The organism is Vibrio tapetis subsp. tapetis (assembly GCF_900233005.1).
GTDB classification, from domain to species: Bacteria; Pseudomonadota; Gammaproteobacteria; order Enterobacterales; family Vibrionaceae; genus Vibrio; species Vibrio tapetis.
Genome location: NZ_LT960612.1, coordinates 487,905 through 514,145, shown reverse-complemented (window position 1 = coordinate 514,145; position 26,241 = coordinate 487,905). Strand labels below are relative to the sequence as shown.

The following is a 26,241-nucleotide window of genomic DNA, read 5'->3' as shown; positions in this document are numbered from 1 at the left end:
ATTGATGTGTCATTGAATCGCCAGTTTATGGCTCTGCGTTAGCTTTTCGCCTAATCGGAACATCCACACACTGGCGATAAGCATTATCACCGCCACGACCAAGAACCCGTATTCCTCAATATTGTAATTGGCTAGCATGGCGATCAGCATGTAGCTAAGGCTTTGTACCGTCGTAGCAAACATACCTAAACCGCCATCAATTCTGCCTCTTTGGTGCATTGGAACGGCATGGTGCATCCAGTTGGTCCGTGCAATTCGGTTAAGTGCGTTAAAAAAACCAAAAGCTAGGGTGAGCACGACAATGTGAATAGGTTGCATGAACTGGCTCATGGTCAGCAAAATAAGCGCAAGAATGAGCATTGAATACTGCATGATCCTAATGTGAGTTACCAAAGCCAAAATGTACGACACAGCCAGTCCTGTGATTAAAGAGCCTAAACCAAAGGCAATGTTATACCATGCGACCCATTCTCCCGAGACGCCTTGTTTTGCAAACCAGATGGGGATCAGCTTGCCCAAGAAGGTTAATATTGGGTAAGAAAGGCATGAGATAAGCAGGAAGCCATAAAAAGCAGGTTGCGCCATAAATAGCTGTTTAATCTCCGATGTCTGCTTAATAAATGGCGTTTTGGCTGAAGGCTGTATTTTTCGGGTGTAAGGGGTAAAAACATAACAAAGTGCTGCTAATCCAGAGGCAATAGCCGCAAATAGGGCAAATTGAGTCATCCCCCAATGTTCGAGCAGCACAATACCAAGTGCACCAGCACCAAGAGTGGTTCCCTGCATGACCACTTCTTGATAGCCCGAAATTTGAGCGTATTCGTGCTTTTCATAGTTCTCTTGTGTGAAGGCACTATTCACATGCCATGCGATGTTACTGGAAACCCAAAACACCAATTGCGATACCGCCAGTACCCAGTTTGACCCTAAGCCTGATAGGTAAATCACCAGGACGAATCCGGCAGTGACGCTTTGTACAACTTGTACCGAAATTAGAACATGCTTACGAGAATGTTGATCGGTCAAATTGGCAAAAAATGGCGTGACCAAAAATGAAATGGCGGTACAGGTCAGAGCCGTGAGAGCCACAAAGGTGCCCATGTTGGGTGTTTGAAGCATCAACCAAGGTAGAGCCATCATAAATAGCCCAGAACTGATGCCATCAAAAAATCGGCCAGATAAGTAGGGAAGAGTTCGGTTTTTCATCGCGATTCCTTTGCGAATTGATGGGGTAGTGGCGCCACTCTAATACCTCAACCTTACTTGAGGTAAAGTGTTTTTTGACCGTTACTGTTTTTTGAAAGTTATTGAATCTACTGGATTCAATTTGTGAATGAGAGAAAGTGTGGGTTGTGGGTGAGAAAACCGGAGACTATTCAAACCAAGCGCGGCAATCCGATTCAATTTGTCATAAGCTAGTGATCTGTGGCCTAACCTGATGTAAGGTCTAGGCGTTTTTACGTCATTAAGAAGAGTCCTCATGCAGCGTCCGACCCCTATAGAGGTGTTAAAATCCGTTTTTGGCTACGATAGTTTCCGTCATCAACAACAAGCCATTATTGATACCTTAGTAGATGGAGGTGATGTGTTGACTTTGATGCCAACAGGTGGAGGAAAGTCGCTTTGTTATCAGATCCCTGCGATTGTTCGTCCCGGTGTTGGTGTGGTGGTTTCTCCTCTGATTGCCCTGATGAAAGATCAAGTCGATGCGCTGCGCCAAGTCGGTGTGGCTGCGGCGTACTTGAACTCCACATTGAGCAGTTTCGAGCAACGTGAAGTTGAAGAAGCCATCCGAAATGAAGAAATACAGCTTTTGTACATCGCACCTGAACGCCTGATGATGGAGTCCACATTGTCTTTATTAGCGCAGTGCAGAATTTCATTGTTTGCTATCGATGAAGCGCACTGTGTTAGCCAATGGGGACACGATTTTAGGCCTGAATATCAACAACTTTCAGTCTTACATCAACGCTTTCCTGGTGTACCTCGAATTGCGCTGACCGCCACGGCCGATCAGCGAACGAAACAAGAAATCATTAGCCAGTTAGGTTTGGAGGCAGCACAAGTTTTTGTGCACAGTTTCGATCGCGCTAACATTCGCTATTACGTGAATGAACCGACTAACGCTAAAAATGATTTGTGGTCGTTTATTAGCACCCACCATGCCAGCGATGCCGGGGTGGTGTATTGCTTGTCACGTAAGAAAGTGGAAGAGACGGCACAGTGGCTAACAAGTAAAGGCCGAATGGCTTTGGCGTATCATGCTGGTATGCCGGTTGAAATACGTAATGAACACCAACAACGTTTTTTACGTGAACAAGGCATTATGATTGTCGCGACGGTGGCTTTTGGTATGGGTATAGACAAACCTGACGTACGATTTGTTGCGCATCTTAGCTTGCCTAAGAGTATGGAATCCTATTACCAAGAAACCGGGCGTGCAGGCCGAGATGGTGAGCCCGCCAATGCGTGGATGGCTTACGGCATGCAAGATATGGTGATGCAGCGCCAAATGGTAGAAAACTCAGACGGGAACGATGCCTATAAACAGGTTCAGAACCAAAAACTCAACGCATTATTGGGCTACTGCGAATTAGTAGGATGCCGACGTCAGACCATTTTGGCGTATTTTGATGAGGTGCTTCCTGAACCTTGTGGTAATTGTGATAATTGCTTAACCCCGCCTAAAACTTGGGATGGCACACAAGCCGCGCAAAAAGCGCTTTCGACGGTGTATCGTTGCGATCAACGGTTTGGTGTGACGTATCTCATTAATGTATTGATGGGTAAAAGTGATGAACGCATGATTCGATTTGGTCACGATAAAGTATCGACATTTGGTATTGGTTCTGAGTTGAATGCCAACCAATGGAAGGGCGTTTTTCGCCAGTTGATTGCAAGCAATTACTTGCGGGTCGAAGGTGACTACAACAGCTTAAAACTCACACCGAAGTGCCGACCTATTCTCAAAGGAGAACAGACAGTACAACTGCGTGAACTGCGTAATAACAAACCGAAAAAAGCATCGAAATCGAGCCAGCTTATTGACCTATCGCCAGCAGATACCACACAGTTCGAAGCACTCAAAGAAGTTCGAGCTAGCCTAGCAAGGGCGCAAAATGTCCCTGCATACATTATTTGTCACGATGCCAGTTTAAAAGCGGTCGCAACACATCGCCCACAAACATTAGAGCAGTTGAGCCAAATTTCCGGTTTTGGAGAAAGCAAAGTCAGTAAGTTTGGTGAGCAGTTGTTGGCGGTGGTTGAGCCGAATGTGACAAAGTGATGCCTTGGCAACGCTAAATATAATGTCTTATAAACCAAAGGTGTTACGCAGAATTTGATAGCGTTCGGTCTGCTTAAAAGCTCGCATTGAGTCGGTGAAATTGGCCATCAATTGTTGGTTTGTGCTTGCTTTCGAAATCCCTAAGTAGACATTGGTGGAATGGAGAGGCGGCTCTAAGAGTTCGAGGTCGTTAATAAAAGGAGCTGGGCGGAGCATTTCCAGTTCCGATTTGGTTAAGATACCCAGGTCGTAGCGGTTTTTTGCAATCAATAGGGCGATCTGCAACGGAGACTTCACTGCCGTTTTAATCAAATCGGTGTTGCTGTCGAATGGTTCACCATAAGAGTATTGCGATATGTGCACTATGCTGTGGGGAAGTAGCTGTTCCAACTTACCATTGTAGGTGATATCCGAGCGATACTTATTTTCGACAATAAAGTGTTGTGTGCCTGATAGGATATTCTCAGAGTGAAAGTCGATATACGCCTGTCGTTCATGATTGATAGCGATATAAGTTATTGCATCCACTTGCCCTTTTCGCGCCATCTTCAATGCTCTTGCCCACGGATAGCTTACAAACTTCACTCGAATACCAGCCTCTTGAGCAACGGCTTTCACCAACTCGATATGAAAACCCGTGAGCTCTCCTTCGATGGTCATTTCGTAGGGAGGCCAATTCCCATCGCCTCGAACCACTAACATTTCTGGCTGGGCATGCGCCGCCGAAATAGGTAGAAAGCCTAAGGTGGACAACACGAGTGCTACCACTAACCTACGAAACATACTCGCTAACCGCTGAAGACATAATACTGTGGTACTGATTAAACTCATTAAGCTTTGAATTGTTAGCTACAGAAATCGTCACATTTACTCACTATTATAAGATAATCCAAACGACTTTTGTTTCCTTTTTGTACCTAATTTGTTTCTGTTATGTGTCTCTTTAAAAGGACACACACCTCAAGAGCGCTCTTTTCATTCTCTTTTCCTCTGTCTTTTTCTTTCTTCACTTTTCCTCTTTCTTCAAAGGACAGGCATCTTAAGAATGAAAAAAGCATGATGATTGGAGCGGTCAGTGGGGTATTTGTTGTCTATTGGTTTGATTGAACAAAGAAATCTGCTCTTATCATAGAATGAAGAGATAAAGGGCAGCATGATGACCACCGCTCGAAGCCGATTAGTCGACCTAAACACCACCGCTTATTATCATTGTGTTTCTCGCTGTGTACGCCGCTCTTTCTTGTGTGGGGAAGATGAGCTGACAGGAAAAAGCTATCATCATCGTCGAGACTGGATTGAGCAGAAAATGTATGCACTGGCCTCAATATATTGCATTGATATTTGCAGTTACGCGATCATGAGTAATCATTATCATCTGGTGGTATGTGTTGATAAAGAAGGAGCCGAACGGCTTAGCCTCGACGAGGTGGTCAAACGCTGGGGAATGGCGCACAAGTTGCCTGTTATTATCACTCGTTGGCTAAAGGGGGCGTTAACCAGTAAAGCGGAGCGAGACGCATGTGAGCTTATCATTGAGCAATGGCGCTCTCGTCTGTTTAACCTAAGTTGGTTTATGAAAGAGCTCAATTATGGTATTGCCTGCCAAGCCAATAAAGAGGATAACTGTACCGGCCACTTTTGGGAAAGCCGCTTTAAAAGCCAAGCACTATTAGATGAGTCAGCCCTAGTCGCCGCAATGGCGTATGTAGACTTAAACCCCATTCGTGCAGGGATCGCCAAAACACCGGAATCATCTGACTTTACATCTATCAAACAGCGCTTAAAATCGTTATCGCAAAACCAACAAACAGCCCCAGGGTTAGCCGTGTTTATTGGCGGTTCAAGTCACGAATCGGTAAAAGGCATTCCATTTCGCTTAATCGACTATCTTGAATTGCTAGACTGGAGCGGCAGGCAGTATCGCCACGACAAAGCTGCGATTGGCCATGATATCCCACCTATTTTGGATCGTCTTTCCCTTAACCAAATGCAGTGGCTAAAAGCATGCTCTACGCTTGAACGTAAACGAGCCTGTTATGTCGGCCGGAGCACGAATATGCAGCGGCTTCAAAGTCATCACTCGCGGGTGAACGGGTTTCGTTTAGATCGATGATAAGCGATATCCACATACCGCCTATCCAGTGAGTTACCGTGTAATTCAGACCTCATCCCATCCCAGATCGCCTTCTCTTTGCAGTATGTTTACTTTTTACTCCCCTTCGGACTCTCATCAATCTTTTAAATTGTAAGTAATACAGAAGAATGCCTTTGAAGTGGTGCTTCGTGGCGTGTCTTTTAATATTTCGAGGTAGTTAGTTAGCTTTAGTCTTGAAGCGTATGTCCTTTCAGGAAAGTCTTAGTATTGAAGTGTGTGTCCTCTCAGCAATTTCTCTTAGCAGTTTAGCGGGCAGAGTGTTGTGTTGAAGCGTGTGTCCTTTCAGAAAAGTCTTTTCAATGTGCCAAATCACTCATAATAACAAATCAAACTTGCGCCTATTTAGTCCTGAAGTTAACTTGAGGTTGGCCACTTTTTGTTTCACTGTGGCTTATTGTATTAAGAGAATGAAAGGAACGGAATGAATGGAACTCAGTGTGGGTGAAGTGGCGAGGCGTGCGGGTGTTGCGGTGTCTGCGCTGCATTTTTATGAGCAGAAAGGCCTAATTACTTGCTGGCGAAATGCAGGTAATCAGCGTCGTTATGATAGCAGTGTGTTAAGGCGTGTAGCGGTAATAAAATCGGCTCAACAAGTGGGGTTGAGTTTGGAAGAAATCACTCAAGCCATGGCGCATTTGCCGTTGAATAAAGCGCCGAATAAACAAGAATGGGAAGAGATGGCGAGCCAGTGGCATGATGCTCTGGAACTGAAAATTCAGAAGCTGACTTCTTTGAAAGACGACTTAGGAGGATGCATCGGTTGTGGTTGTTTATCGCTTGAAAAATGCAATTTAAGAAATCCAGAAGATGTCGTCGGAGAGCAGGGCGGTGGAGCCAATTTACTGTAAAACTGGCTCGAGTTAGCTCTTTAAGACGTATGATGAGGTGTGCTGTGGCGACGCTTGGTTAACTTAAAATGGATACCTGCATTGACATCACGACCCCACCGGTTGATGTCCATTCAATGTCTTTCAATTGCTCAAGGCACTGACCATCAGGGTTAATTTCTAAGCCGTATTTCTCGGCGTAGTAATATATGCCATCCAAAGCCGCGACGTAGCCGATGTCAGAGGTGACGTAGACCTCTGCACAAATAAAGTGCCCTGCTTTGATATGAATATCATGCTCTGGATCGGCTTGGCTCGGTGCAACCCACGCTCCCGCTTGATGATTGTCGTCGCTCCAAGATTTATCGAGATCTTTAATTGGAGTAACAAACACCAGATCGAGCATTTTCGCACCAAGTTTTTCACATAGTGTCTCGAAATCGACGTCGGGTAATACGCGAGTTTTGATCGCTCGTTGTGGGAAATGCGTCACTCGGCAAGGCATGTTTTCGGCCAACTGATTCTCTATTGACTCGTCATTACCGTCTTTGTGAGCGAGTTTATCAAATAAGTCCGCTATATCATCTGCGCTCCCGTCGTTACCAAGCTTACGAATGGCTTTAGCCGTCATACTTAAATCGCGCTTAAGGGCTTTTGCTAAGGCTTGAGAGGAAGAAAAACCACAATACTGAGCAATGTCCGTCACACTGAGTTCTTGATTTTCAAACAACATGGACACCGCGTGTTGCAGCCGAATCCGGCCTAAATAATGCCCCGGCGTTTCATGAAAAAGCTGTGTAAATTGGCGATGGAAATGGAAGGGGGAAATCGCACTGCGCGTGGCTATTTCCTCCCAACTGATCGCTTCTCCAATATCTTCATGCATCAGATCCAACGCCTTCACAAACCTTTTTCGTTGATGCTCTGGAAGGGTCTCAATGAGGCTTGCTTCTGGTACTAGGCTGTAAGGCTTTGATGTGAATTCGGACATCATGGGTGTTCCTATTTGGTTTATTCTATGGTGCATCGGATTATTGTGTATCAGGCTTTTGTGCGCCGTAACGTGTACAGCGCTCCATTATTAAGCCAGTGATTTTTCTGCGCTTTGCTCTTGATGCTGCTTTTTCGATGTACTGCCAAGTAACACAGGTATTAATATTAGCGTAATCGTTGTGGCGAACAACTCACCAAATACCAAAGACACCACCGCGGGTTTGAGATATTGCGCTTGTTCTGCAGATTCACTTAACAAGGGTAATAGGCCACAGACAGTGGTTACCGTTGTCAGAAAAATGGCCCTAAATCGGCTGGTGGCCGAACGAATCAAAGCTTCTTCAAGAGGTATACCCGAACGATAAAAATCATTAAATCGGGTGATCAAGACTAAGGAGTCATTAATCACAATACCGGTCATGGCCATCATGCCAAACAATGAAAGTAGGCTAACAGGCAGCCCCATGAGTCCGTGACCAAAGATAGCGCCAGCAAAACCAAAGGGGATCACCGCCATAATGATAAGCGGCTGCCAGTAGGATTTCAGTGGTACGGCTAGCAGGATGTAAATCAACAATACAGTAAATAACATGGCCTGTTTGAAACCATTTTGGACTTCGCCTATCTCTTCAAACTCTCCTGCTGGCTTAATGGTGACATTCGGGTATTGCACTTTTAATTGAGCAAGAACCGGTTCAAGTTGCTGTAACGTTGCTTCAGGTGATTGCTCCGTTCGGTTTTGACTCCAAGAGAGGTTGATCACTTGCTCTCTGTCTCGTCGGTATATCACGTCTGGTTGACGGGTAAATTGAATGTCTGCAACATCGCCAAGTAATACGGTTTTTCCTTCAGCAACAAATACAGGGGTATTCATCAATTGTTCTGGTGTACGCTTTTGTTTTTCGGGTAAACGGACAATCAGCTTGGTCTCCTGGCCTTGCTCAAGAATTCGGTGTATTTCTCGTTGCCCAAACGTATCCCCAGCGAGGTTGGCTAATTGGCCTTTGGTTATGCCTAACTGGCGACCGAATTGATTGAGGGTTAGTCGAATCTGCGGTTGACCATCCTTACCATCATGATACAAATCGTCTACCCCAGGAAACGAAGCCAGTTCATCAGAAAGGCTTTCTGTGACAAGAATAGCGAGCTCTCGATCGGATGACGAAATGGTCAGCGCACTTCCTCCTGCTGGAGATTCAGCTGAAGAGAAGCGAACAGAATACGCCCCTTCCACTTCCGCAGTGAGTTCTCGCCATTGGGCAACCAACGCATTGGCTGGTAATCGGCTTAGTGCTTCCGTGGTGAGCTCTGCCGATATTTCAATTTGGCCATAACCATCTGACCAGCTAAGAAGATTGGTCAGGGGTGGTTGATTGAGTTGGTATTCTTTTTGAATGGCCGTATTTACGCTTAAAGCCGCTTGTTCGGACTGAAGCAGTGCTTTTGCTTGTAGAGGCAATGGTGCGCCATCTTCTAGATCAATTTTCGCTGTTATGTAACGCCCTGGGATCTCGGGAAATATAGCGCTGCCAATCATGCCTTTAGCCCACAAGCCATACGCCAAAACAATGAAGGCAACAAAACTCAACAAGGTCGCTATTTTATTGCGAATAGCGTGACGTACCACTGGGGTATATAGGGTTTCAATAAACCAGGTCAACCCGGATTGAAACCATGATTGTATAGAGGCAAACCAGCCCCATGTTTTGCCTGTGGAACTGGCTAAATGTGAAGGCAATATGAACTTGCTTTCGATTAAAGAAAAGCTTAAAGCCATGATAACAACGGCAGAAAACCCAGCTAAAACCTTAGCAAACTCATTATTGATCCACAGCATAGGCGAGAAGGCTGCGATGGTGGTTAAAACACCAAACACCGTGGCAACGGATACGGATTTTACCCCTAGCCACGCGGCTTTTTTAGGTGTGTGTCCTTTGGTTCGTTCACCGTGAATGCTCTCGCCAACAACAACCGCATCGTCGACTAAGATACCCAGCACCAAGATAAAACCAAATAGAGTGATATCGTTGATACTGAAGTTAAACACATTCATCGCGGCCAACGTACCAAACAGTGAAATGGGGATCCCCAGCGCCACCCAGAAAGCCAATCTGACTTCTAAGAAGATCCCTAATAAGATCAAGACGATGATCAAGCCTTGCCATGCATTTTCGCCTAACCGATTGAGTTGATCGCTGATGTAAGGCGCCATGTCTGCCATCACGGATAGTTGAATGTCTGCCGGTAATCTAGATTGCTGCTCTGCGAGTGTTTCGGTAATCGCCTCACTGACTTGCAATAAATTGTCTTGCTGGCCAGTGCTGACTAACAAGGCAATGGCTGTTTCCCCGTTGTTTCGCACTATGGATTCATTACTTTCATAGCTGCGAGAAATGGTGGCGATGTCGCCTAAATGTATAGAGCCACCTTTGGTAGATACGATTTCTAACGCTTTAAGTTTTAGAATGTTATCCGCAAAGCCATCACCACGAATAGTGATACGGCCTTGGCTACCTTTGAGCAGCCCACTTGTGCCCTCTAACGAGCGTTGCTCAATTTTTTGTGCCAGTTGCTCAAGATTAAACCCTAGGCCCTCAAGCTTAGTGATGTCTGGTTCAATGATAAGTAGTGGTTGTCTTGCTCCCCAATTGCTGACTTTGGCGATTTTGGGGTGTTTTTTTAGTGCCAACGACACTTGGCGTGCGATTGGTTGCAGCTCTTCATCGGAACGTTGGCCAGAGATGATGACAAAAGCCGCCAAGTTAGTGAACTCTTCACGAACGACCTGAGGACGTTCCGCCTTGACTGGAAAGTTGGCAATAGCACTGACTTGATTGCGTATATCTTCGATTAGCCGATCAAGATTGGTGGCGGAGGTTTTTTTGACACGAATGGATGCCAATCCATCGCTTGAACTGCTCACGACTTGTTTAATTCCAGCAACGCCACTTATCGACTCTTCAACACGTTGGGTAATGCTTTGATCGATCTGTTTTGCTGTTGCTCCCGGATAGGCGACTTGAATAACCAAACTGGAAGGCGCCACTTGTGGGAAGGACTCAACCCTTAAACTCCCTACCGACAAAACACCGGCCGCGAGAATGGCGATCATGAGTAGGTTCGCACCAACAGGGTTGTCAATGAACCATTTGGTTAACCAGCTCATTCATCATCTCCTTCATAGACAGGGGTGACTTCAATGCCCTGTAACATGGAAAGTAGTGGGTACATCACCACTTGATAGGTATCTTGGATGACGTCTTTTTGGTTTGGCATGTTGGCTATGTTGGATTTAGTCACTAACTGCACCCAAACACGGTCGTCATCGAGTCTTTGCAGTAAATTCACGCTGCGTTTGACTAAGGTGTCGTGATCATCAACCAGCCATATTTGACTGTCGCGAGTGATACTGCTTGATGAAATTAATAGGCTGTTTTCCTGATCTTCTAGCGTCACATCGACACGCACTTGTTGGTTTGGCAACAGGCGAGGGTTACTTAAAAACGGTTGCTTGATGGCCAGAACGACTTGTCTTTGCCTTGTCGCTTGATCCACTTCTGGAGCCAAATGACGCACGCTAGCATTCCATTGTTTATCTTGGCGATCTTTCACAGTGATGGACGGAGTGTGTAACGCCGCACTGATGGCTTGCCATTGTTGTTCTGCAACGGGCACCACCACATCCAAACTTTTACTGGAAGCCAACTTGAATAGTGCTTGGCCTTGATCGACATATTGCGCAGGGCTGATATTCCGAGCCAGTATGATGGCGTCAAATGGCGCGCGTATATGTGCTTCTGATAGGCGTTTTTTCGCATCTAGCAAAGCGGTTTTAGCTTGGGTTAGCGTGGCGTTAGCCGCTTCAATTTGTGGTTCTTTTCGAGCATAGCTAGAGCTGTTTTTTCCTTGCAGCATTTTGAGGGCGACGGTTTGCTCGTGCTTTTCTTTGCGCAATTGTAACTCGGCCTGTTTCACCAAGCCATGTGCTTGCGCTACTTGCGCTTCAAGATGGGTTGTTTCTAGTTTGGCTAGAGTTTGCCCTTTTTTAATCAGGCTTCCAGGTTCTAGTTCTTCATTAAGCCACACGATTTTGGCACTGCTTTGAGCTTTTAACTCACTGATCCAACGTGCGGATGTAGTGCCAAGCATAGAAAGTGTTGGACTAAAGTTACTGAGTTGAACCGTTTGTACCGTAACAGGAGGCAAAGTGTCTTGCGGTTCTTTGGGTACGGTAGGCTCTGGTTCGAGCACCATTACGGTGACAACAGCCAGTGCGAAAATAACGGATCCAATGAAAATAGGCAGCTTTCGTTTCATGGTTGAGTTGCTCTTATTTAGGTTTAGTTAGGTTACGTTTAAACGCTGATTAATTTCGCTCAAGCGAGATAAGGTTTGCAAAGTAATAGGCAGCATGATGGCGGCTTCAACGAATTCGAGAGAATAAGTCACGATTGAAAATAGCGCCCCGGAACTGGGGGTTAGAAGCTGAGTAGTCAGCAATAGATTGATGACAACAAAGCCAAACAACAGCAGAAAAATCAGCCCGTAAACGATCGCTTCCGTATCTGAAAGATGAATTTCTCTGCGCTTAAGCTTATTTAAATGAATGCGTAATCCACTTAATGGCAAATAAGACAACACGTTGACTTTGCGCTCTACTTGGGTGTTCAACTTGGCGTTAAGGCGAATAAACGACTGGTGAAAACCGCTGTAAATTAGCAGCATGGTTACACCGGTTAAAATCGCTGCGAGCCCCAACCAATGGTTGAAGTTTGACAAGATAATAATGGCCACAAACAATTGGATGATGGCAGTGAGTAACGGTGGCAGATCATCTTCAAGAAAGTCGACTATCTCGCGTGACATCGTTAAGCGTGCATTTCGGGTGGTAATGGGTTTGTTACGGAGTTGACTGCCCGCCTGCATGCCAATTTCGACTCTAATTTCACCATACGCCCTTGTATCGTAAATTCTGCGTAGTACCGATAGGACGATCAGTGAGGTCAATATGACAGACAGCATGATCAGGTCGTGGTGTTGGCCTGCTAGCAAGCTGTCTATCGAATAACCGATAAATAGCGGTAACAGTGCCAGTAGTACATTCTCTAGAATGACCATTAACCAAGTCACACCCACTTTATAGCGGTGCTTGCTTAGGATGCTTGAAAGGGTGATGGCAGACGCCTGATGCACGTTTTTTCTCCTGTTATGGTCGGCAGCAGGATTATCACTCGGGTGAATGCAAAAAAAGTGTCTCAGATTGCTCAGTCGATGGGTTTAATCATGATTTCGGATTACGAAACAGACTCAATAACGACAATTTTGGGCTATCAGAAGGCGAGAGAGCCGATGAAATGGACGGGTCAGAATAAAAAGAAGATCAATGAAGAGAAGAATAAATGATGAAGGTACGAAGTAACATTTACTCCATACCTTCATTCTAGCGTGTTTATTCGTTGTTAACCACAGGGTAGCGTACGGTCGCCTCACCACTTACAGCGAGTTCGCCCGCTTGATTGAAGATTTGGGTTGCAAGCGTTGCGATGGGTTTGTCTTCTCGGATATGCGTTACTTCTACCTTAGCGGTAATCGTTTCGCCAACGAAGATTGGGCAAACAAATTTCAGCGTTTGGCCTAGATAAATGGATCCGGATCCTGGTAATTTTGAAGCGAGTATTCCGGAAACAAGACTAGATGCTAGCATGCCATGAACAATTGGACGTTCAAATGGAGTGGTAGCAGCAAATTCTTCGTCCAAATGGACGGGGTTATAATCTTCAGCCAGTGTTGCAAACTGAGCCACCGAGTTTTTGTCTAGGCATTTTTCAATGGTGGCGACTTGGCCAACTTTAAGCGTCATGTTGCGCCTCCTCTTTTGGTGCGAGAACATCTTGAATACGTTGTTTTACATAGGTGCCTGGCGCATCTAATTCACCTGTTAACGCACGAGCTTCGATTTTTTCGCAGAAGTTACGTTCGTCAATCCAAGCTTGCCAATGTGACCACCAAGAACCTTGATGTTTATCGGCACTCGCAAGCCATTGCGGTGCGGTTTGATCATGATTGGAATTGGTCCAGAACCCATATTTATTTGAATTGGCATGATTCATTGGCCCTGCGATGTGTCCACTTTCTGCCAATACAAAGGTATTGTTACCACTGAGTAATTCTGTACCGCGATAGGTGCCTTCCCATACCGCAATATGGTCTTCAATAGCAGACAAAAAGTAGCTCGGAGATTTTACCTTACCAAGATCGATCTTAACGCCATCAATAGTCACGCCACCGGGTTGTTGCAGTTTATTTTCAAGGTACATTTGGCGTAACAGCTGGTTGTGTGTCGCGGCAGTAATATTGGTGTTATCACAATTCCAATGCAGTAGGTCGAAGGCCATCGGGCTCTCACCTTTTAGGTAATTGGTGACGTAGTAATTCCAATACAAGCTGTTTTCACGTAGTAGGCTAAACGACACGGCCATTTGTCGGCCATCCATGTAACCATTGAGATTATTTTGCGCTTCGATGCCACTGATGATTGGGTCGTTTATGAAGACACCGAGTTCGCCGGGTTGACCAAAATCTAAGATGGTGGTGAGTAACGTAGCAGATTTGATTCTTTGCTTACGGCGCTTTCCGGCGAGATAAGCCATGGCTGCGGTTAATGCCGTTCCGCCAATGCAATAGCCGATGCCATTGACTTCTCGTTCTCCCGTTTCAGTCTCTATGGCATCTAAAGCCGGGATGATGCCTTCGGTGACGTAATCTCCAAAATCGATTGTTGCCATTTCTGCATTGGGATTCACCCAAGATATCATGAAGACGGTATGCCCTTGGTTAACTAACCATTGTGCGTAAGAACGCTCGGGGCTGAGATCCATGATGTAGTACTTGTTCACAAAAGGAGGCACGACTAACAAAGGGCGTTTATAGACTTGATCCGTAGTTGCTTGATATTGAATTAGCTCAAACAGATCGTTTTTAAACACGACTTTACCCGGCGTTGCGGCAATATTATCACCGATAGTGAAGGCATTTTTGTCTGTCATGCGAATGTTTAAGGTGTCTGCACTTTGCTCTAAGTCGCGCTGAAATTGCTCAAGCCCTTTGATTAAATTTTGCCCTTTACTTTCGATGGTCAGCTTCATTATTTCTGGGTTGGTCGCCACAAAGTTACTGGGTGACATGGCATTGAGATACTGACGAGTAAAAAAGGACAAGCGTTGACGTGTTTCATCGTCAAGTCCTTCCGTGTTTTCAAGGGAGGTTTGAATATTGTTGCAAGCCAGCTTGTAGCTTTCTTTGATGTATTTATACAGGGCTTGTTCGTTCCAAGCTGGATCTTTGAATCGACGGTCTGTTTCTTTTTCTGTTGGCAGGCTATTCATGATGCAGTCATTGAAGAGATTGACTTGTTGCCCCCACCAGTTCATTTGTTGCTCAATCGGGTTGGCTGGATGTTCTAGGGATGAGCGCATCCATTGTGCCCAATCTTCCGCTTGCGTTTGTACTAATCGAGATTGAGTCGGCTGGCCGAAGCTGTCCATCCATGCTTGGCCAAATTGCATTGCATTGTCGACCGCGTCTTGAAAGGGCGATTTATTTTCCATGATGGCGTCCTTACTGGCAAATAAAACCAATGAAAAGGTGGCGCGTTGTTTTAAGCGTTCTCGCTAACGCGCCACACAATGACCCTTTTATGCGCTTTTTGTCGCAGGAATCGAAGACGCAGCAAGCTCGTCTGCAGCCGTTTTGAAGTCTTGACCAAGTTGAGATAACTTTTGGCCATCTTCAAGCAGTTGTTGGCTAAATTTACTCATGACTTCCATTTGCTTCGTGCTGTGTGAAGCAAGATCTTGAGGTTGCTTGATGTTTGCTAGGCTTTGTAGTGTTTCATTTCCTAGCGAGCTGTACGCTTGAACACTTTCCAGTTGGATCTTTGAAAGTGTTTCTATGTTTTTACTAACCAGTTGGTTGAAGCTGTAAAAAGGGTTAACGACAGATTCGACTTGTGACGTAAAGGCTTTGAAGGTTTCCTGACTAGACATGTTTATTTCCTTTTGTGGTTGTTAGTTCCGATCTAAGTAACTTTTTAGGCTGGCATGGTAGCCCTAGAATTTTGTTAAACACCTGTTTGAATTGTGTTCATCTTGTTGCACTTTTAACAAGATGTCATCCAATAAAATACAGTGTTCTAGCGTGAGGAAATGGTCCATTTGGTTGATGCGTTTTAATTTTAAATAAAAAATGGCGCAATAAGCACGGCCGATAAGGATATTGACCTAGATGAATATAGGGTGGGGCGTTTCATACGCAATTGATGTCATTTTATTGTAATGCTGTATTTGTGATATTTGTCTCATTTTGTGTTCTGACGTTTTTACCTGATTAATGCCACTCATTTGATTTATTTTCGATGTTGCACAAATATTTGTGGTGATTCGCATTCTAAGCAATGCGAACAAATTCATTATACATCACGGTGCATAATCTGGTTATGCTTGGATTACTGTTAATTTCATGTATCTAAGAATTTAGTGAGGTTTGCGAATGGCGACAATGCAAGAACAAAACAATATGGCGATCCATATTGTTGAAAAGACTATGCCAATAGATCGACTGGTGATGATTATGTATAACTCACCAAGCGAAATTGTTTATCAGCATTTCAGGGCTGTAAATTCTCATTTGAAAGATGACTTGGTTAAAGTGGGGCAGATTGTTTTGCTATCGCCGGCAGAAAGTAATACCTGCACGCTTGAAGAAGCGCAATTCTTGGATATTGCTAAATCAGTAGATAGAACACTTATCGCTCTTGATCGCTCTGAGCGTGAAACCTTAGCTAAAAGGTATGATTTTTTATCTAATGTGGCGAACTATAATGGTCTTTTACTCGGTTTGAGTCATAACGCTTGGAATGCTCAAGTTAGCCAAGTTAAGTCTATTCTAAAGGACTTAGAGAAGAGCTATGTATCAAGCTACAAAAACAATGGTAATTTGAGCAATAGTGCTTTTTTCACAAAGCGTAATATGCACTTTCAGAGATTAGATTCGGCACTAAGTCGGTTTGGTCAACCTAAGATGGGCGGTAGAATAATTGCTGGTGATATAAGAAAAAATCTAGGACTTAGTAGTAGAAGCATAATCTATCATTGGGGACAACAAAAGGGAGGTGTTACAAGTATCCCTAACTTCTCTAAAAATTATGCAACTGTTGCAAGTATGTCACGCAATTTGAAACGTGTTGGGTATATTGGTATTGCTTTGACTGGCGTTGATGCAACAGCCAATATTAAAAAAGCTTGTTTAACGAAGAGTAAAGCACAATGTAGTAAAGTTAAATATACTCAAATTGGCAAGGCGACCGGCAGTATTTCTGGCGGCTTGGTCGGTGGCGGTGTTGCTACATGGGGAGTTTGTACTTTGATGTTTGGATTACCAACGGGAGGTACAAGCGCTTTTTGGTGTGCAGTTGTTGCAGGAGGAGCTGGCGGGTATGTAGGTGGCAACATGGCTGGGAAATATGGTGAATCTACAGGTGAATTACTATATAAATCTTACGGTATAAAATAATGCAAAGTGATAATTATGATTTATTTTTAGAAATTTCAGCATTCGTTTTTTTTATAGGGTGCATTGGTGTATTTATTTGGGTTGCTACAGTATTATACCTTAAGAATAAGTGGATGTTGTTATTGGAAGATAATCTTGATAATGGTGTTCGATTTTATTCGTTAACTTTATTATTTGCCATGCAAGGTGTTCTACATTACAGCACTGTTTTTCTAGTTAAATATCAAGCAAAAAGGTACGGTATGGATGAAAAAATAAAAACCATTCCTTTAAGTGTTCAGAGGAAGTTTATTTTGTCCTTTTCTTTATGTATGTTTAGCTGCTTTCTGATGGGGTTGTCGGTATTCATTACTGAAGTGATACTAACTTAAAGTGCGTTATTTATAATTTCCCGAAAGGTGACTTGCCCCATCTTGCTCCTTGTTATCGAAGAATAAAGAACGCATGCTTCAAAGTAGAGGAGCTCTATTTTAAAGCGTGTGTCCGTTCAATGATCTTTTAAACGATCATAAATGGGCAGTCAGGAAGTGTCCCATTTTCTTGCGCGCAGCTACCGCTTCAGGAATGTGAAATGAGTAGGCCTGAAATACGTGCCACATCCCTTCATAAAGGTCCAGTTTGGCTTCTCCTCCTTGAGTATCAATTGCTTGGTAAAGTCGCACCATTCCGCTTAGCAATAGCTCTTTTGTGCCCCCCTGAATGAGTACTGGAGGAAAGGGTTTGCTGTAATCGCCGTAAACCGGAGAAACATAGGGATGTTTCTGATCAGCGATGGGTGCATAAGCATCGGCAGATGGCTTGAGCAGCAATTCGTAGCGATAAAGTGGTTCAGCTTCCTTAAGTGTTTGGTAACTGTCTCCTGTTTCGGTGATATCAGCCCAAGGCGACCATAGAACGATGGCGGCAGGTAAATCTAGCTTCAAATCTCGCATTTTCAGAACAGAGCCTGCAACCAAACCACCACCAGCCGAATCTCCATACATTGCGATGTCTGACATGCTGTAACCTTGAGCAACCAGTGCCTCCATTACGGCAATCACTTGATCCGTAATGGTTTGGTACTGAGCAAAAGGTGCCAGAGTATAGTCGACAGAAATGACTCGTAGTCCGGTATCGGCCGCGACAGGTACGCTACTGGCCAACGTAGATTCTGGGTGATAGGCGACATAAGCCCCGCCGTGGATGTAAACCAGTACTTTACCGTTGTCTTTCCAATCCTTTGGGCGAATATCCAATACTGGAATGCCCGCCATTACCGCTTTCTCTATGTTCGGCTGATACATAGCAACAGCGGCATCATTAAGTGGCTGAACTTGTTCATCGCTCGATTTCTGTAGGGCTTTCCAACCATCGTCATCTAATCCGGAAGGAATGATGGAAGCATCTTTCGCAGCTTGGGTGAAATTCTCTTTTAGAAATGTCTGACCTTCATTTGATATCGTTTCAGGAACATAAAAGTCAGCTGCAAATGCACTAAATGAACTCATTATACCTACCACTAAAAGTGTTCTTTTCATCGGTTAAATCCTCAATTGTATTATATCAAACCAATGTACATCAGATGCGTAATATGCGTAAAGTGGTATATAAGTAGGGATTAACAATGACGTATTATTTGTGAGCTGTGTGGCAAATCTCTTTAGCGATCTCAGGCTGCGGGATTCAGGATAATTTCGATGCCTGTCCTTTGAATCCATTTAAAATAATGTCCTTTAAAGCTATAGGATCGCCAACTAAGTATTGTTCAGCAGCAAGTATCTGAGGGGGGGAGTTTAGCAATAGGTTGGAAGCGTATTGTGGTGAGAAGGCAACAGCCCCTGATGCAGGGGCAAGGCTACAGAAGGTGATTGCAATGCAGAATTTTACGGTCGACCAATTGTTGCAAAATTGCTTTCGATTTGTCTCGAAAACTATCACGCAAAATACGTACGGCAGGAGTAATCGACTGCCTGCTTGGGCAAACAAGCCACAACTCGGTAGGTTTAGCTTGATAATCTGGCATGACATGGACTAAATTTCCGGCCAGTAAATCGTTAGCCATATCCAGTGCTGATTTAATCGCAAGGCCTTTACTAGCAACACACCATCGGCGAACGAGATCGGCATCATTTGAAGCGCGATTGGCCGTCATTTTTATTTTGTAGTTTTCGCTTGATTCCGATTGGCTATCGACGTGTTGGAAATCCCACACATCGTGAATGACGTCGCGCACTTGGTATAGCAAGCCATTGTGCTCATGAAGATCATTGGGGTGAGTCGGCGTGCCGTACTTAGCTAAATACTCAGGTGTTGCACAGAGTATCTTGGGGATGGTACTGATTTTAAAACCGTATAGGCTCGAATCAGACGGTGAACCATAGCGCAGAGCCATATCAATGGAGTCGCGGTAGAAATCCACGTTGCTATCGCTTAAGTTGGCTCGCAAGCTAACTTTAGGGTATTGATCCATGAATTCATCTAACCAGCCCATGGCCAGGTTTCGGCCCAAGTCGCTGGATACGGCAATTCGCAATTCACCATCAATAATGTCGAGACCACCTTTCATATTGAGTTTGGCTTTGTCTAACATTTGCAGTGCTTCTTCACACTGAGGTAGGTAGCGTTCACCTGCGCTCGATAAGCGTAAACTGCGAGTGGTGCGAATAAAAAGCTCGACGCCAAGCGCGGCCTCTACACGTTTCACCGCAGCACTGGCAGTTGCGGTTCTCATGTCTAAGTTGGCGGCGGCTTGGGTAATACTACGAAATTCGGCCACTTTTAAAAATGACTTGTAGATCTTCTAATAACATAATCTTTAATGAGTTTCAGACTTGAACTGACTATAGCATGGTTTTGGGGGATCTCATTTTCTACGCTTGTTGGCTTGTACTGCTCGTTTACGAAAGCGTGCCTTGCCTGTTATTAATAAAATACGTGTAAGAGGATCAAAAAGCCCACGCTAAAGTGGGCATGAAGATCGTGCGTATACTGTTAAATCCTTGGCGATTGCCTGCCGTTATTTTTCCCAAGCAAACTTTTCAAATACTTTGTCTACCGGCGTTTCTGCAAGATGGTTGGTGTAGTTACTCATCACTTTTTGTGCCAAGCCCAAGACAATTTCTAACACCTGACGTTGGCCGTAACCGACGGAATAAAACTTGTCTAGTTCCACTTCTGTCAGGTTACCGCGGTTGCGAACCATCGCAAGGGTTGTGTCGTGCAGTGCTTGAAGCTTAGCCGTTGGCATGGCTTCACGGTTGCGTAGCGCTTCAGTCAATGCTGGATTAACTTTCATCATATGTGCGATGCCAGTGTGGGCTGGTACACAATAACCACACTCGTGCTCGACATTAATCGTTTGCCAAACGACGGTGAGTTCTTCTGCATCAAATGAAGACTCAGTAAAGAGTTTATGCAGAACTTGATAGCCCTCTAACAGCCCCGGCGCTTCTGACATTATCGCGTGTAAACCCGGCAGACGACCATTCGCATTAATTGAGGCTTGTACCGCTGATTTACTTGCTTCCGGTGCTGATTCTAATGTGTGAATTTCAAACTTACTCATCATTTATATCCTATTTTTCATCATTAATAAGAGCATCAACTGAATACCTTAGTGAAGTCATCCGTTGGTGTGATTGAGAATATAACTAGATTTGAACGATCGTTCAAGATAAAATTGAACAGTCGTTCAAAGTTAATTTTTAGTGAGAAAGTATAATGAGAAAAAACACTAAATTCGATCGCGAGCAAGTCGTTGATAAAGCGAAAGATCTGTACTGGGAAAAAGGCTTTCATGCGACATCTATGCGTAACTTGCAAGATGTGATTGATATGCGCCCGGGTAGCATCTACGCGACATTTGGCAGTAAAGAAGGGCTTTTTAAAGAAGCACTAGCCCGTTATACCGAACTGGGTATTGCTCAATTGGCACAATGCCGAGCAGAAAGTGCAACGCCGATTGAAGCGTTAACTGTGTTTGTAAAGCATCTGGTTTTGAAAACACAACGTGATGCGCCTAATGGCATGTGTATGTTGGCAAAAACCGTTGCGGAGCTTACCGACGATCACGCTGATTTATTGGCGGAAGCAAAGCGTTCTCTGAAAACAATGGAAGCTGAATTCGCCAAATTGATTGTGGAAGCGCAAGAAATGGGCGAAGTAAGTAAAGAGAAAAGTGCCGAGCAGTTAGCGCGCCATGTTCAGGTGCAAATTTCAGGTCTGCGTATTTACGCAAAAGCCAATGATGGTGATGCCCCATTAGAACAAATGGTGGAAGAGGTATTTAGCCACTACCCATTCTAACTCGCATCACTCTCATGAACTGTTCACATGCCTGCGATTTAACCCAATACAATGTCACTGACTTCTCGGCGTGGAGATGAAGGAGTCAATGGTGCCTTTCCTAAACGAAATAGCATCTGCACGGTTTGCTCTGGTTTAATTCCGTAGTGCTGCTTAAACTCAGCTTGCAGTGGCAACATGTCAGTATATTCTTGTAATATCTGGCTCATTGGGTGCTGTACTAACCCCATTGAAGCGGTGACTAGGTTCATTCTTTGGTAGATGCGGCCAGACTCAACTTGATCCAATCGGCGGTTGTTATTACTGATAAGTAAACCGAAATGTGGTGCGTTGTCGGCCACTTTCTTGGTCAGCTTTATTCCTTCCTTACCAAAACTTTGAGGATCGGCTTCTGCCTGCTCTCGGCTGATAAAAAACCGCTCTGCAAACCAGCGTTTAGCGCCGCTCACCCCATTTTGTTCTAGTCCGAATCCGTCTCTGTGAGTAACAAATTCTTCATCATTAAAGCGGAACATACCAATGGTTTCTAAACTCCGCGAAGCATTGTGTTCTTCAATGCGCATCGAATCTGTCAAGAAGTGGCTCATTTGTCCATCATCACTAGCGGCATCAACGAACCTGACTGGAAAGGTCGGGTTATTGGTTGCTTGAGTCAGGCGGCTTAACTGTTCTTTAGGGATGACTTCGGCGGCGTAAGGGGTCTTGGTTGATTGGCGAGTAACCAAATAATGAAAGAGTGGGTCGGCGACAACAGTGGGGTCAGAAATGAGTGTAATTGAAGCCACTGGCTTTGCTTCCAAACTTTGGTTGTCGTATTCCCCTTGTGGGAAGTAATCGACGTGTGCTCGAACACCAAAATGACTGGCGGCGATGACCAAGCTTTCAATAAAGGCACCTTGCCCGATATGAATTTGACGATAAATAGGGTCGGTTTGCGGTAATAGACGTTCAGGATCAACATACAGCAAGATCGTGTCGTTACTTGGCAGAGCGACTTTCCAAGCTTGAGTATTATGGGGGGTCGCACTCAGCATGGCATAGCTTAATAGTGTTTTTCTTATGTCATCATACGTGTGGGTTGGCCTTATGTTTAGGGTCTCGTTACTTGATAATTGGTGAGTGATGATTGGGGTTGCCGCGAGTACGACGCCACTCGCGCCTAAAATTTTAATAAAGTTTCTTCTGTTCATAATATGCCCTTACCTGCTAGAATTATTCCATGGAATAAATATTACATTCCTAGGAATGCAATTCAAGAGGTTTTTAAAAAATGTTGGAAGAAAAACAACAGATATCACTTAAGCTAATGACATCATTAGGAATAATAAATCAGCTGACCGATGCATGGTTGAGTAAAGCCTTGATACCGCTTGGCATCAATCAATCGCAGTTCAATCTACTGACTCACTTTTCTCATCACCCAGAGCGAGAGCAAACGATCAGTCAACTTGCAGAAGTGATGCAGATGAACCAACCGGGCATCACCAAGGTCGTGAACAAGCTAGTAGAAATGGGGCTGGTCGATATTCGAAAAGACAGCCACGATGGAAGAAAAAAATGGATTAGCATTAATCAAAGCGGCTTAGATAAAACGCAAAACGCCTTTATGAGTTTTTTGCCAATGGTCGATCGCTGTTTTGAAGAGTGGGATGACAAACACGTAAGCGAAATGCTTGCTCATTCACAGCGATTGCAGCAGTGGCTAGACGATAATCGCGATATTTAGCGGTGGGAGATGAGGATATTTGACAACTGTGACCTTGCCATAAGTTTGATTGTGTGCAATTTGATTTTGCGCGATATTAATGTTATTAAACAACAAACTATAGTGAGTGTTAATTTGTCGGCTTTAAGGAAAATAGGTTATGTTGAGTTTAATCGCTGGTTTGTTTTTGTTTCTCGGAATTCATTCAATCTCAATCTTTGCAGAAGATGCGAGAAACAGGATGGTTGCGAAAAGTGAAGGCGGGTGGAAAATCCTCTATTCACTCATCTCCGTTGTTGGCATTGTGCTCATCGCACAGGGTTATGCTGCACTTCGCCTTGAGCCTATTGTCTTGTATGTCCCACCGTCTTGGACGAGGCACTTAACCTACCTATTGATGTTGCCAGCGATGGTGCTGTTTGTTGCTCCTTACTTCCCGGGAAAGATAAAACAAGTCACTAAACATCCACAGCTAGTCGCGGTAAAACTATGGGCGTTCAGCCACTTACTGGTCAACGGCATGCTAGCCGACGTGATACTTTTTGGCGCATTTTTGGCCTGGGCTGTTGTTGATAGAATCTCGATGAAAAAGAGAGAATCGCGCCCCGTCCCAGGGCTGAAAGCAAATGGCGTAAACGACATTTTTGCGATTATCATTGGTGTGGCCTTAACCGGCGTATTTGTGATGTATCTGCACAAGATTTTGATTGGTATGCCACTGGTGGGTTGAGCTATCAATTTGTAACCTCGAATACACATCAGAGTTCACGAGCGATACCACAGCTTTCGTTCTGGCTCTGATGTTGCTAACGTTCCATGGTCTCTTCTGCACCACCGCCTCGAATCCCCTTGTTATTTCTTTTGTCGACTCTTCTTGTCTCAAAATACCGACTATCTATTTTATAAAACAATGATAACCTTTACTTAGATTCACCATAGCTATCGCCATAAGCACTTTTCGAAGGCGAATTCATCGTATTTAGCTCGGGAAAGTCGGTTAGGTACGTCACAAATCGTCACAGTCCGCTCGGTAAGATTGAAATAAAATCCCCACCAATATCTAAGGAGAGGAAATGTACCTAATGAACCCTGCTAGCCATTACAGATTAATGCTCGTAGAAGATGACATGGAACTGGCTGAGCTCATTTGCGATTACCTGAGAAATTATGAATTTAACGTCACGCACGTTAGTAACGGCTTAGAGGCTGCGAACAGAATTGTCGAGGAACAACCGGACTTAGTGATATTAGATGTCATGCTTCCTGGCCAGTCAGGTATGGATGTTTGTCGCGCAGTGAGAGCCGATTATCTCGGTATGATCCTGATGCAAACCGCCCTAGATGACGACATTGACCAAATGATGGGGTTGGAGTTAGGTGCCGACGATTACATCGTAAAGCAAGTACAACCAAGGCTGCTTTTATCTAGAATACGCGCGCTCCTAAGAAGAAATCAACGCATCAGCACATCTTCAGATCCCTCATCAATATTCGAATTCGGTGCATTGAAAGTAGACTTGCAGAAACGACGGGTTTCGCTAAATAACAATGAAATACGGTTAACTACCGCCGAGTTTGAGCTGTTGCATTTGCTTGCCAAGAACTCAGGACAAGTCGTATCGAGAGACGATATTGTTCAGCAGATCAGAGGGTATGAGTACGATGGGTTGGATCGATCAATAGACCGACGGATATCTCGTTTAAGAAGAACCCTTCAAGATGATCCTAACAAACCACAAATCATCAAAACGATTCGTGGTAAAGGCTATCAACTTTGTCCAAACAAGCGCTAATGGGGCACTCATGATTAAGGCATTTTCTCTTCTTTGGTTGGTGATACTGATACTCATCGCGTTTTTCTTTAACCCCATTACGGCTAACCCTATCACCAAAATCAGCGAGATAATTTCCAAAGATATCTATCAAGAGCTTTACGGGCCGACGTTACGAACAATCCATGAAGACTTAACTTCCCAGCCTCCACAAGATTGGCAACAAACCATACAAAACCTACAGCCTCATTTTGGTATGCAACTCAAACTTGTCGATATAGCAGAACTCCCGTTAAGTCCTGCGAACTTAACAAGCATCAAAGAAGGAGAAATGGCCTACCATATTGCCGATCCTTCAGCTTTGGTTATGGGCATAAAGCAAAGTGAACAAGCGATATATCTCGCGATGGATCTAGCGAGTGATGACTATGGAAAATTGCAGGCCAGCGGGCCGATATTCTTACTCGTGCGTGAAATGAAAAAATTACCCCGAGATCAGCGCAGTGTTCAATTGAATAAAATCACCTTATCAATGCCAGTCGCCGCCACCATTGAACACTTTGATTCGATAGAACTGCCCGAAGATCAGAAATCTCTGCTTCTGGCCGGAGAAATTGCGTCTGTAATTAACGAAAACGAAGATCAGATCCTCTTTGCTCTCATTGAAGATAAGGATATTTTACGGGTAATCGATGATCAATCGACGTCTGTCCAAATACTGTTCATGGGGGCGATTGTTATGGGGATCATGCTGTGCATTGCGGCAGTCATGATGTTATGGGCCATTCCTTTATGGCGCGATTTAAAACGCCTCGTCTCGACAACAAACCAATATGGTAACGGTGATCTGCAAGCTCGTGCAAAAACGTCTAAATGGTCCGTCGTTGCTCAACTGGGCACATCATTTAACCAAATGGCCAATAACGTCGAAAAGCTGGTACTTGGGCATCGTGACCTAACCAATGCAATTGCACATGACTTAAGAACGCCACTCTATAGGCTGCGATTTGCTTTAGAGATGCTGAAGGACAATGAAATATCCAAAGAGAACAAAGAAAAATACAACAGATCGGTAGATAAAAGCATGGATGACCTCGACCATCTCATCAATCAAACCTTGATCCTTTCTCGCTATTCTCGCAGTGCGCCTAATGCTAACCAAATCGTGCCATGTGTATTACAGCCCATATTACGCTCTGAAATAAACCATTTTCATTTAGAGCACCCATCGTTGTCTGTGGAGTTTAATTGCGCCACATTAATTGAATCAGAAGAAGTGATGGTCGACCAAAGAGCCATGATCCGAGCGATGAATAACTTACTTTCAAACGCTGCCAGATACGCTAAAAGCAGGGTCGACGTTACTTTTGAGCGCCATACTAAAGGGTGGGTTCTAATCATAGAAGATGATGGTATCGGCATTCCACAAGACTTATGGGAATCGATTTTTGATCCCTTTACTCAGGTCGATAATGAAGAAAGAAATACCACAACAGGGTACGGATTAGGTTTAGCGATAGTGAAGCAGATTGCCATTTGGCATGAAGGGGATGCATTCGTTTCGCAATCTGCGCTGGGGGGCGCTAAGTTCACCTTATGTTGGGATGTGATGCGCACAGGCAGTTAACCGTATGCCTGCCGTCACAAAC

Annotated in this window: 23 protein-coding genes and 1 pseudogene; 11 read left to right on the top strand and 13 right to left on the bottom strand. The window is 44.4% G+C overall.

The genetic code is table 11. From position 1 onward, the window contains the following. Positions 1 to 9: 9 nt before the first annotated feature. A complete protein-coding gene (locus VTAP4600_RS19470; protein WP_102524443.1) occupies positions 10 to 1,206 on the bottom strand; it encodes an MFS transporter in 1,197 nt (398 codons plus the stop codon). 274 nt (positions 1,207 to 1,480) lie between these two features. Between VTAP4600_RS19470 and recQ the strand changes: the two genes are divergently transcribed. Continuing rightward, positions 1,481 to 3,286 (top strand): DNA helicase RecQ, encoded by a 1,806-nt coding sequence (gene recQ / locus VTAP4600_RS19465; RefSeq protein ID WP_102524442.1) that lies wholly within the window; start codon positions 1,481 to 1,483, stop codon positions 3,284 to 3,286. A 27-nt stretch (positions 3,287 to 3,313) separates the two neighbouring features. Here recQ and VTAP4600_RS19460 read toward each other — a convergent pair whose 3' ends face one another. Further along, positions 3,314 to 4,069, bottom strand: coding sequence for a substrate-binding periplasmic protein (locus VTAP4600_RS19460; protein ID WP_172443184.1), 756 nt, complete (start codon positions 4,067 to 4,069; stop codon positions 3,314 to 3,316). Between the two features lie 373 nt (positions 4,070 to 4,442). On the opposite strand from VTAP4600_RS19460, the gene VTAP4600_RS19455 reads away from it, so the two are divergent. Together VTAP4600_RS19455 and soxR are read left to right on the top strand one after the other, a co-directional pair. Then, on the top strand, positions 4,443 to 5,399 hold the full coding sequence (locus VTAP4600_RS19455; RefSeq protein ID WP_231897993.1) for a transposase: 957 nt from the start codon (positions 4,443 to 4,445) through the stop codon (positions 5,397 to 5,399). Between the two features lie 467 nt (positions 5,400 to 5,866). Further along, positions 5,867 to 6,289, top strand: a complete 423-nt coding sequence (gene soxR / locus VTAP4600_RS19450) for a redox-sensitive transcriptional activator SoxR (RefSeq protein WP_102524440.1) — start codon at positions 5,867 to 5,869, stop codon at positions 6,287 to 6,289. Between the two features lie 58 nt (positions 6,290 to 6,347). On the opposite strand, the gene VTAP4600_RS19445 is transcribed toward soxR, so the two are convergent. The 4 genes from VTAP4600_RS19445 to VTAP4600_RS19430 all read right to left on the bottom strand — a co-directional run bounded on the left by VTAP4600_RS19445 (position 6,348) and on the right by VTAP4600_RS19430 (position 12,454). After that, positions 6,348 to 7,262 (bottom strand): helix-turn-helix domain-containing protein, encoded by a 915-nt coding sequence (locus VTAP4600_RS19445; RefSeq protein ID WP_172443183.1) that lies wholly within the window; start codon positions 7,260 to 7,262, stop codon positions 6,348 to 6,350. An 87-nt stretch (positions 7,263 to 7,349) separates the two neighbouring features. Continuing rightward, complete coding sequence (locus VTAP4600_RS19440) at positions 7,350 to 10,427, bottom strand: efflux RND transporter permease subunit (protein WP_102524438.1); 3,078 nt, start codon at positions 10,425 to 10,427, stop codon at positions 7,350 to 7,352. Further along, positions 10,424 to 11,578: an efflux RND transporter periplasmic adaptor subunit gene (locus tag VTAP4600_RS19435; protein ID WP_102524437.1), complete on the bottom strand. Its 1,155-nt coding sequence runs from the start codon at positions 11,576 to 11,578 to the stop codon at positions 10,424 to 10,426. Before VTAP4600_RS19435 ends, VTAP4600_RS19440 begins: the two co-directional genes overlap by 4 nt. 27 nt (positions 11,579 to 11,605) lie before the next feature. Further along, positions 11,606 to 12,454: an ABC transporter six-transmembrane domain-containing protein gene (locus VTAP4600_RS19430; RefSeq protein WP_102524436.1), complete on the bottom strand. Its 849-nt coding sequence runs from the start codon at positions 12,452 to 12,454 to the stop codon at positions 11,606 to 11,608. On the opposite strand from VTAP4600_RS19430, the gene VTAP4600_RS19425 reads away from it, so the two are divergent. Next, positions 12,449 to 12,664: a hypothetical protein gene (locus tag VTAP4600_RS19425; protein ID WP_102524435.1), complete on the top strand. Its 216-nt coding sequence runs from the start codon at positions 12,449 to 12,451 to the stop codon at positions 12,662 to 12,664. The two genes, VTAP4600_RS19430 and VTAP4600_RS19425, sit on opposite strands and share 6 nt — an antisense overlap. Positions 12,665 to 12,710: 46 nt before the next feature. Here VTAP4600_RS19425 and VTAP4600_RS19420 read toward each other — a convergent pair whose 3' ends face one another. From VTAP4600_RS19420 to VTAP4600_RS19410, 3 genes are all read right to left on the bottom strand, one after another. Beyond that, a complete protein-coding gene (locus tag VTAP4600_RS19420) occupies positions 12,711 to 13,121 on the bottom strand; it encodes a MaoC family dehydratase (protein ID WP_102524434.1) in 411 nt (136 codons plus the stop codon). Next, positions 13,111 to 14,868: a class I poly(R)-hydroxyalkanoic acid synthase gene (gene phaC / locus VTAP4600_RS19415; protein ID WP_102524433.1), complete on the bottom strand. Its 1,758-nt coding sequence runs from the start codon at positions 14,866 to 14,868 to the stop codon at positions 13,111 to 13,113. The genes VTAP4600_RS19420 and phaC overlap by 11 nt, the downstream gene beginning before the upstream one ends. 87 nt (positions 14,869 to 14,955) lie before the next feature. Beyond that, positions 14,956 to 15,306 carry a phasin family protein gene (locus tag VTAP4600_RS19410; RefSeq protein ID WP_102524432.1) on the bottom strand — a complete coding sequence of 117 codons (351 nt, stop codon included), beginning with the start codon at positions 15,304 to 15,306 and terminating at the stop codon, positions 14,956 to 14,958. A gap of 502 nt (positions 15,307 to 15,808) precedes the next feature. Here VTAP4600_RS19410 and VTAP4600_RS19405 point away from each other — a divergent pair. Both VTAP4600_RS19405 and VTAP4600_RS19400 read left to right on the top strand, forming a co-directional pair. Continuing rightward, on the top strand, positions 15,809 to 16,831 hold the full coding sequence (locus VTAP4600_RS19405; protein ID WP_102524431.1) for a hypothetical protein: 1,023 nt from the start codon (positions 15,809 to 15,811) through the stop codon (positions 16,829 to 16,831). Beyond that, complete coding sequence (locus VTAP4600_RS19400; protein ID WP_102524430.1) at positions 16,831 to 17,202, top strand: hypothetical protein; 372 nt, start codon at positions 16,831 to 16,833, stop codon at positions 17,200 to 17,202. The genes VTAP4600_RS19405 and VTAP4600_RS19400 overlap by 1 nt, the downstream gene beginning before the upstream one ends. 135 nt (positions 17,203 to 17,337) lie before the next feature. Here the strand turns inward: VTAP4600_RS19400 and VTAP4600_RS19395 are convergent, their stop codons facing one another. From VTAP4600_RS19395 to VTAP4600_RS19385, 3 genes and pseudogenes are all read right to left on the bottom strand, one after another. Continuing rightward, positions 17,338 to 18,348, bottom strand: coding sequence for an alpha/beta hydrolase (locus VTAP4600_RS19395; RefSeq protein WP_102524429.1), 1,011 nt, complete (start codon positions 18,346 to 18,348; stop codon positions 17,338 to 17,340). A 317-nt stretch (positions 18,349 to 18,665) separates the two neighbouring features. Next, positions 18,666 to 19,620, bottom strand: a pseudogene (locus tag VTAP4600_RS19390) (LysR family transcriptional regulator). Between the two features lie 206 nt (positions 19,621 to 19,826). Further along, on the bottom strand, positions 19,827 to 20,375 hold the full coding sequence (locus tag VTAP4600_RS19385) for a carboxymuconolactone decarboxylase family protein (protein WP_102524428.1): 549 nt from the start codon (positions 20,373 to 20,375) through the stop codon (positions 19,827 to 19,829). 155 nt (positions 20,376 to 20,530) lie between these two features. Between VTAP4600_RS19385 and VTAP4600_RS19380 the strand changes: the two genes are divergently transcribed. After that, positions 20,531 to 21,115, top strand: coding sequence for a TetR/AcrR family transcriptional regulator (locus VTAP4600_RS19380; protein WP_102524427.1), 585 nt, complete (start codon positions 20,531 to 20,533; stop codon positions 21,113 to 21,115). Positions 21,116 to 21,153: 38 nt separating this feature from the next. Here the strand turns inward: VTAP4600_RS19380 and VTAP4600_RS19375 are convergent, their stop codons facing one another. After that, on the bottom strand, positions 21,154 to 22,305 hold the full coding sequence (locus VTAP4600_RS19375) for an Acg family FMN-binding oxidoreductase (protein ID WP_172443182.1): 1,152 nt from the start codon (positions 22,303 to 22,305) through the stop codon (positions 21,154 to 21,156). A gap of 80 nt (positions 22,306 to 22,385) precedes the next feature. On the opposite strand from VTAP4600_RS19375, the gene VTAP4600_RS19370 reads away from it, so the two are divergent. From VTAP4600_RS19370 to VTAP4600_RS19355, 4 genes are all read left to right on the top strand, one after another. Further along, positions 22,386 to 22,841, top strand: coding sequence for a MarR family winged helix-turn-helix transcriptional regulator (locus tag VTAP4600_RS19370; RefSeq protein ID WP_102524426.1), 456 nt, complete (start codon positions 22,386 to 22,388; stop codon positions 22,839 to 22,841). Positions 22,842 to 22,980: 139 nt separating this feature from the next. Beyond that, a complete protein-coding gene (locus VTAP4600_RS19365) occupies positions 22,981 to 23,550 on the top strand; it encodes an NnrU family protein (protein ID WP_102524425.1) in 570 nt (189 codons plus the stop codon). Positions 23,551 to 23,893: 343 nt separating this feature from the next. Further along, positions 23,894 to 24,613: a winged helix-turn-helix domain-containing protein gene (locus VTAP4600_RS19360; RefSeq protein WP_231897976.1), complete on the top strand. Its 720-nt coding sequence runs from the start codon at positions 23,894 to 23,896 to the stop codon at positions 24,611 to 24,613. 10 nt (positions 24,614 to 24,623) lie between these two features. Further along, the gene (locus tag VTAP4600_RS19355) at positions 24,624 to 26,219 is read left to right on the top strand and encodes an ATP-binding protein (RefSeq protein WP_172443181.1); all 1,596 of its coding nucleotides are present in this window, start codon (positions 24,624 to 24,626) and stop codon (positions 26,217 to 26,219) included. Positions 26,220 to 26,241 lie beyond the last annotated feature (22 nt).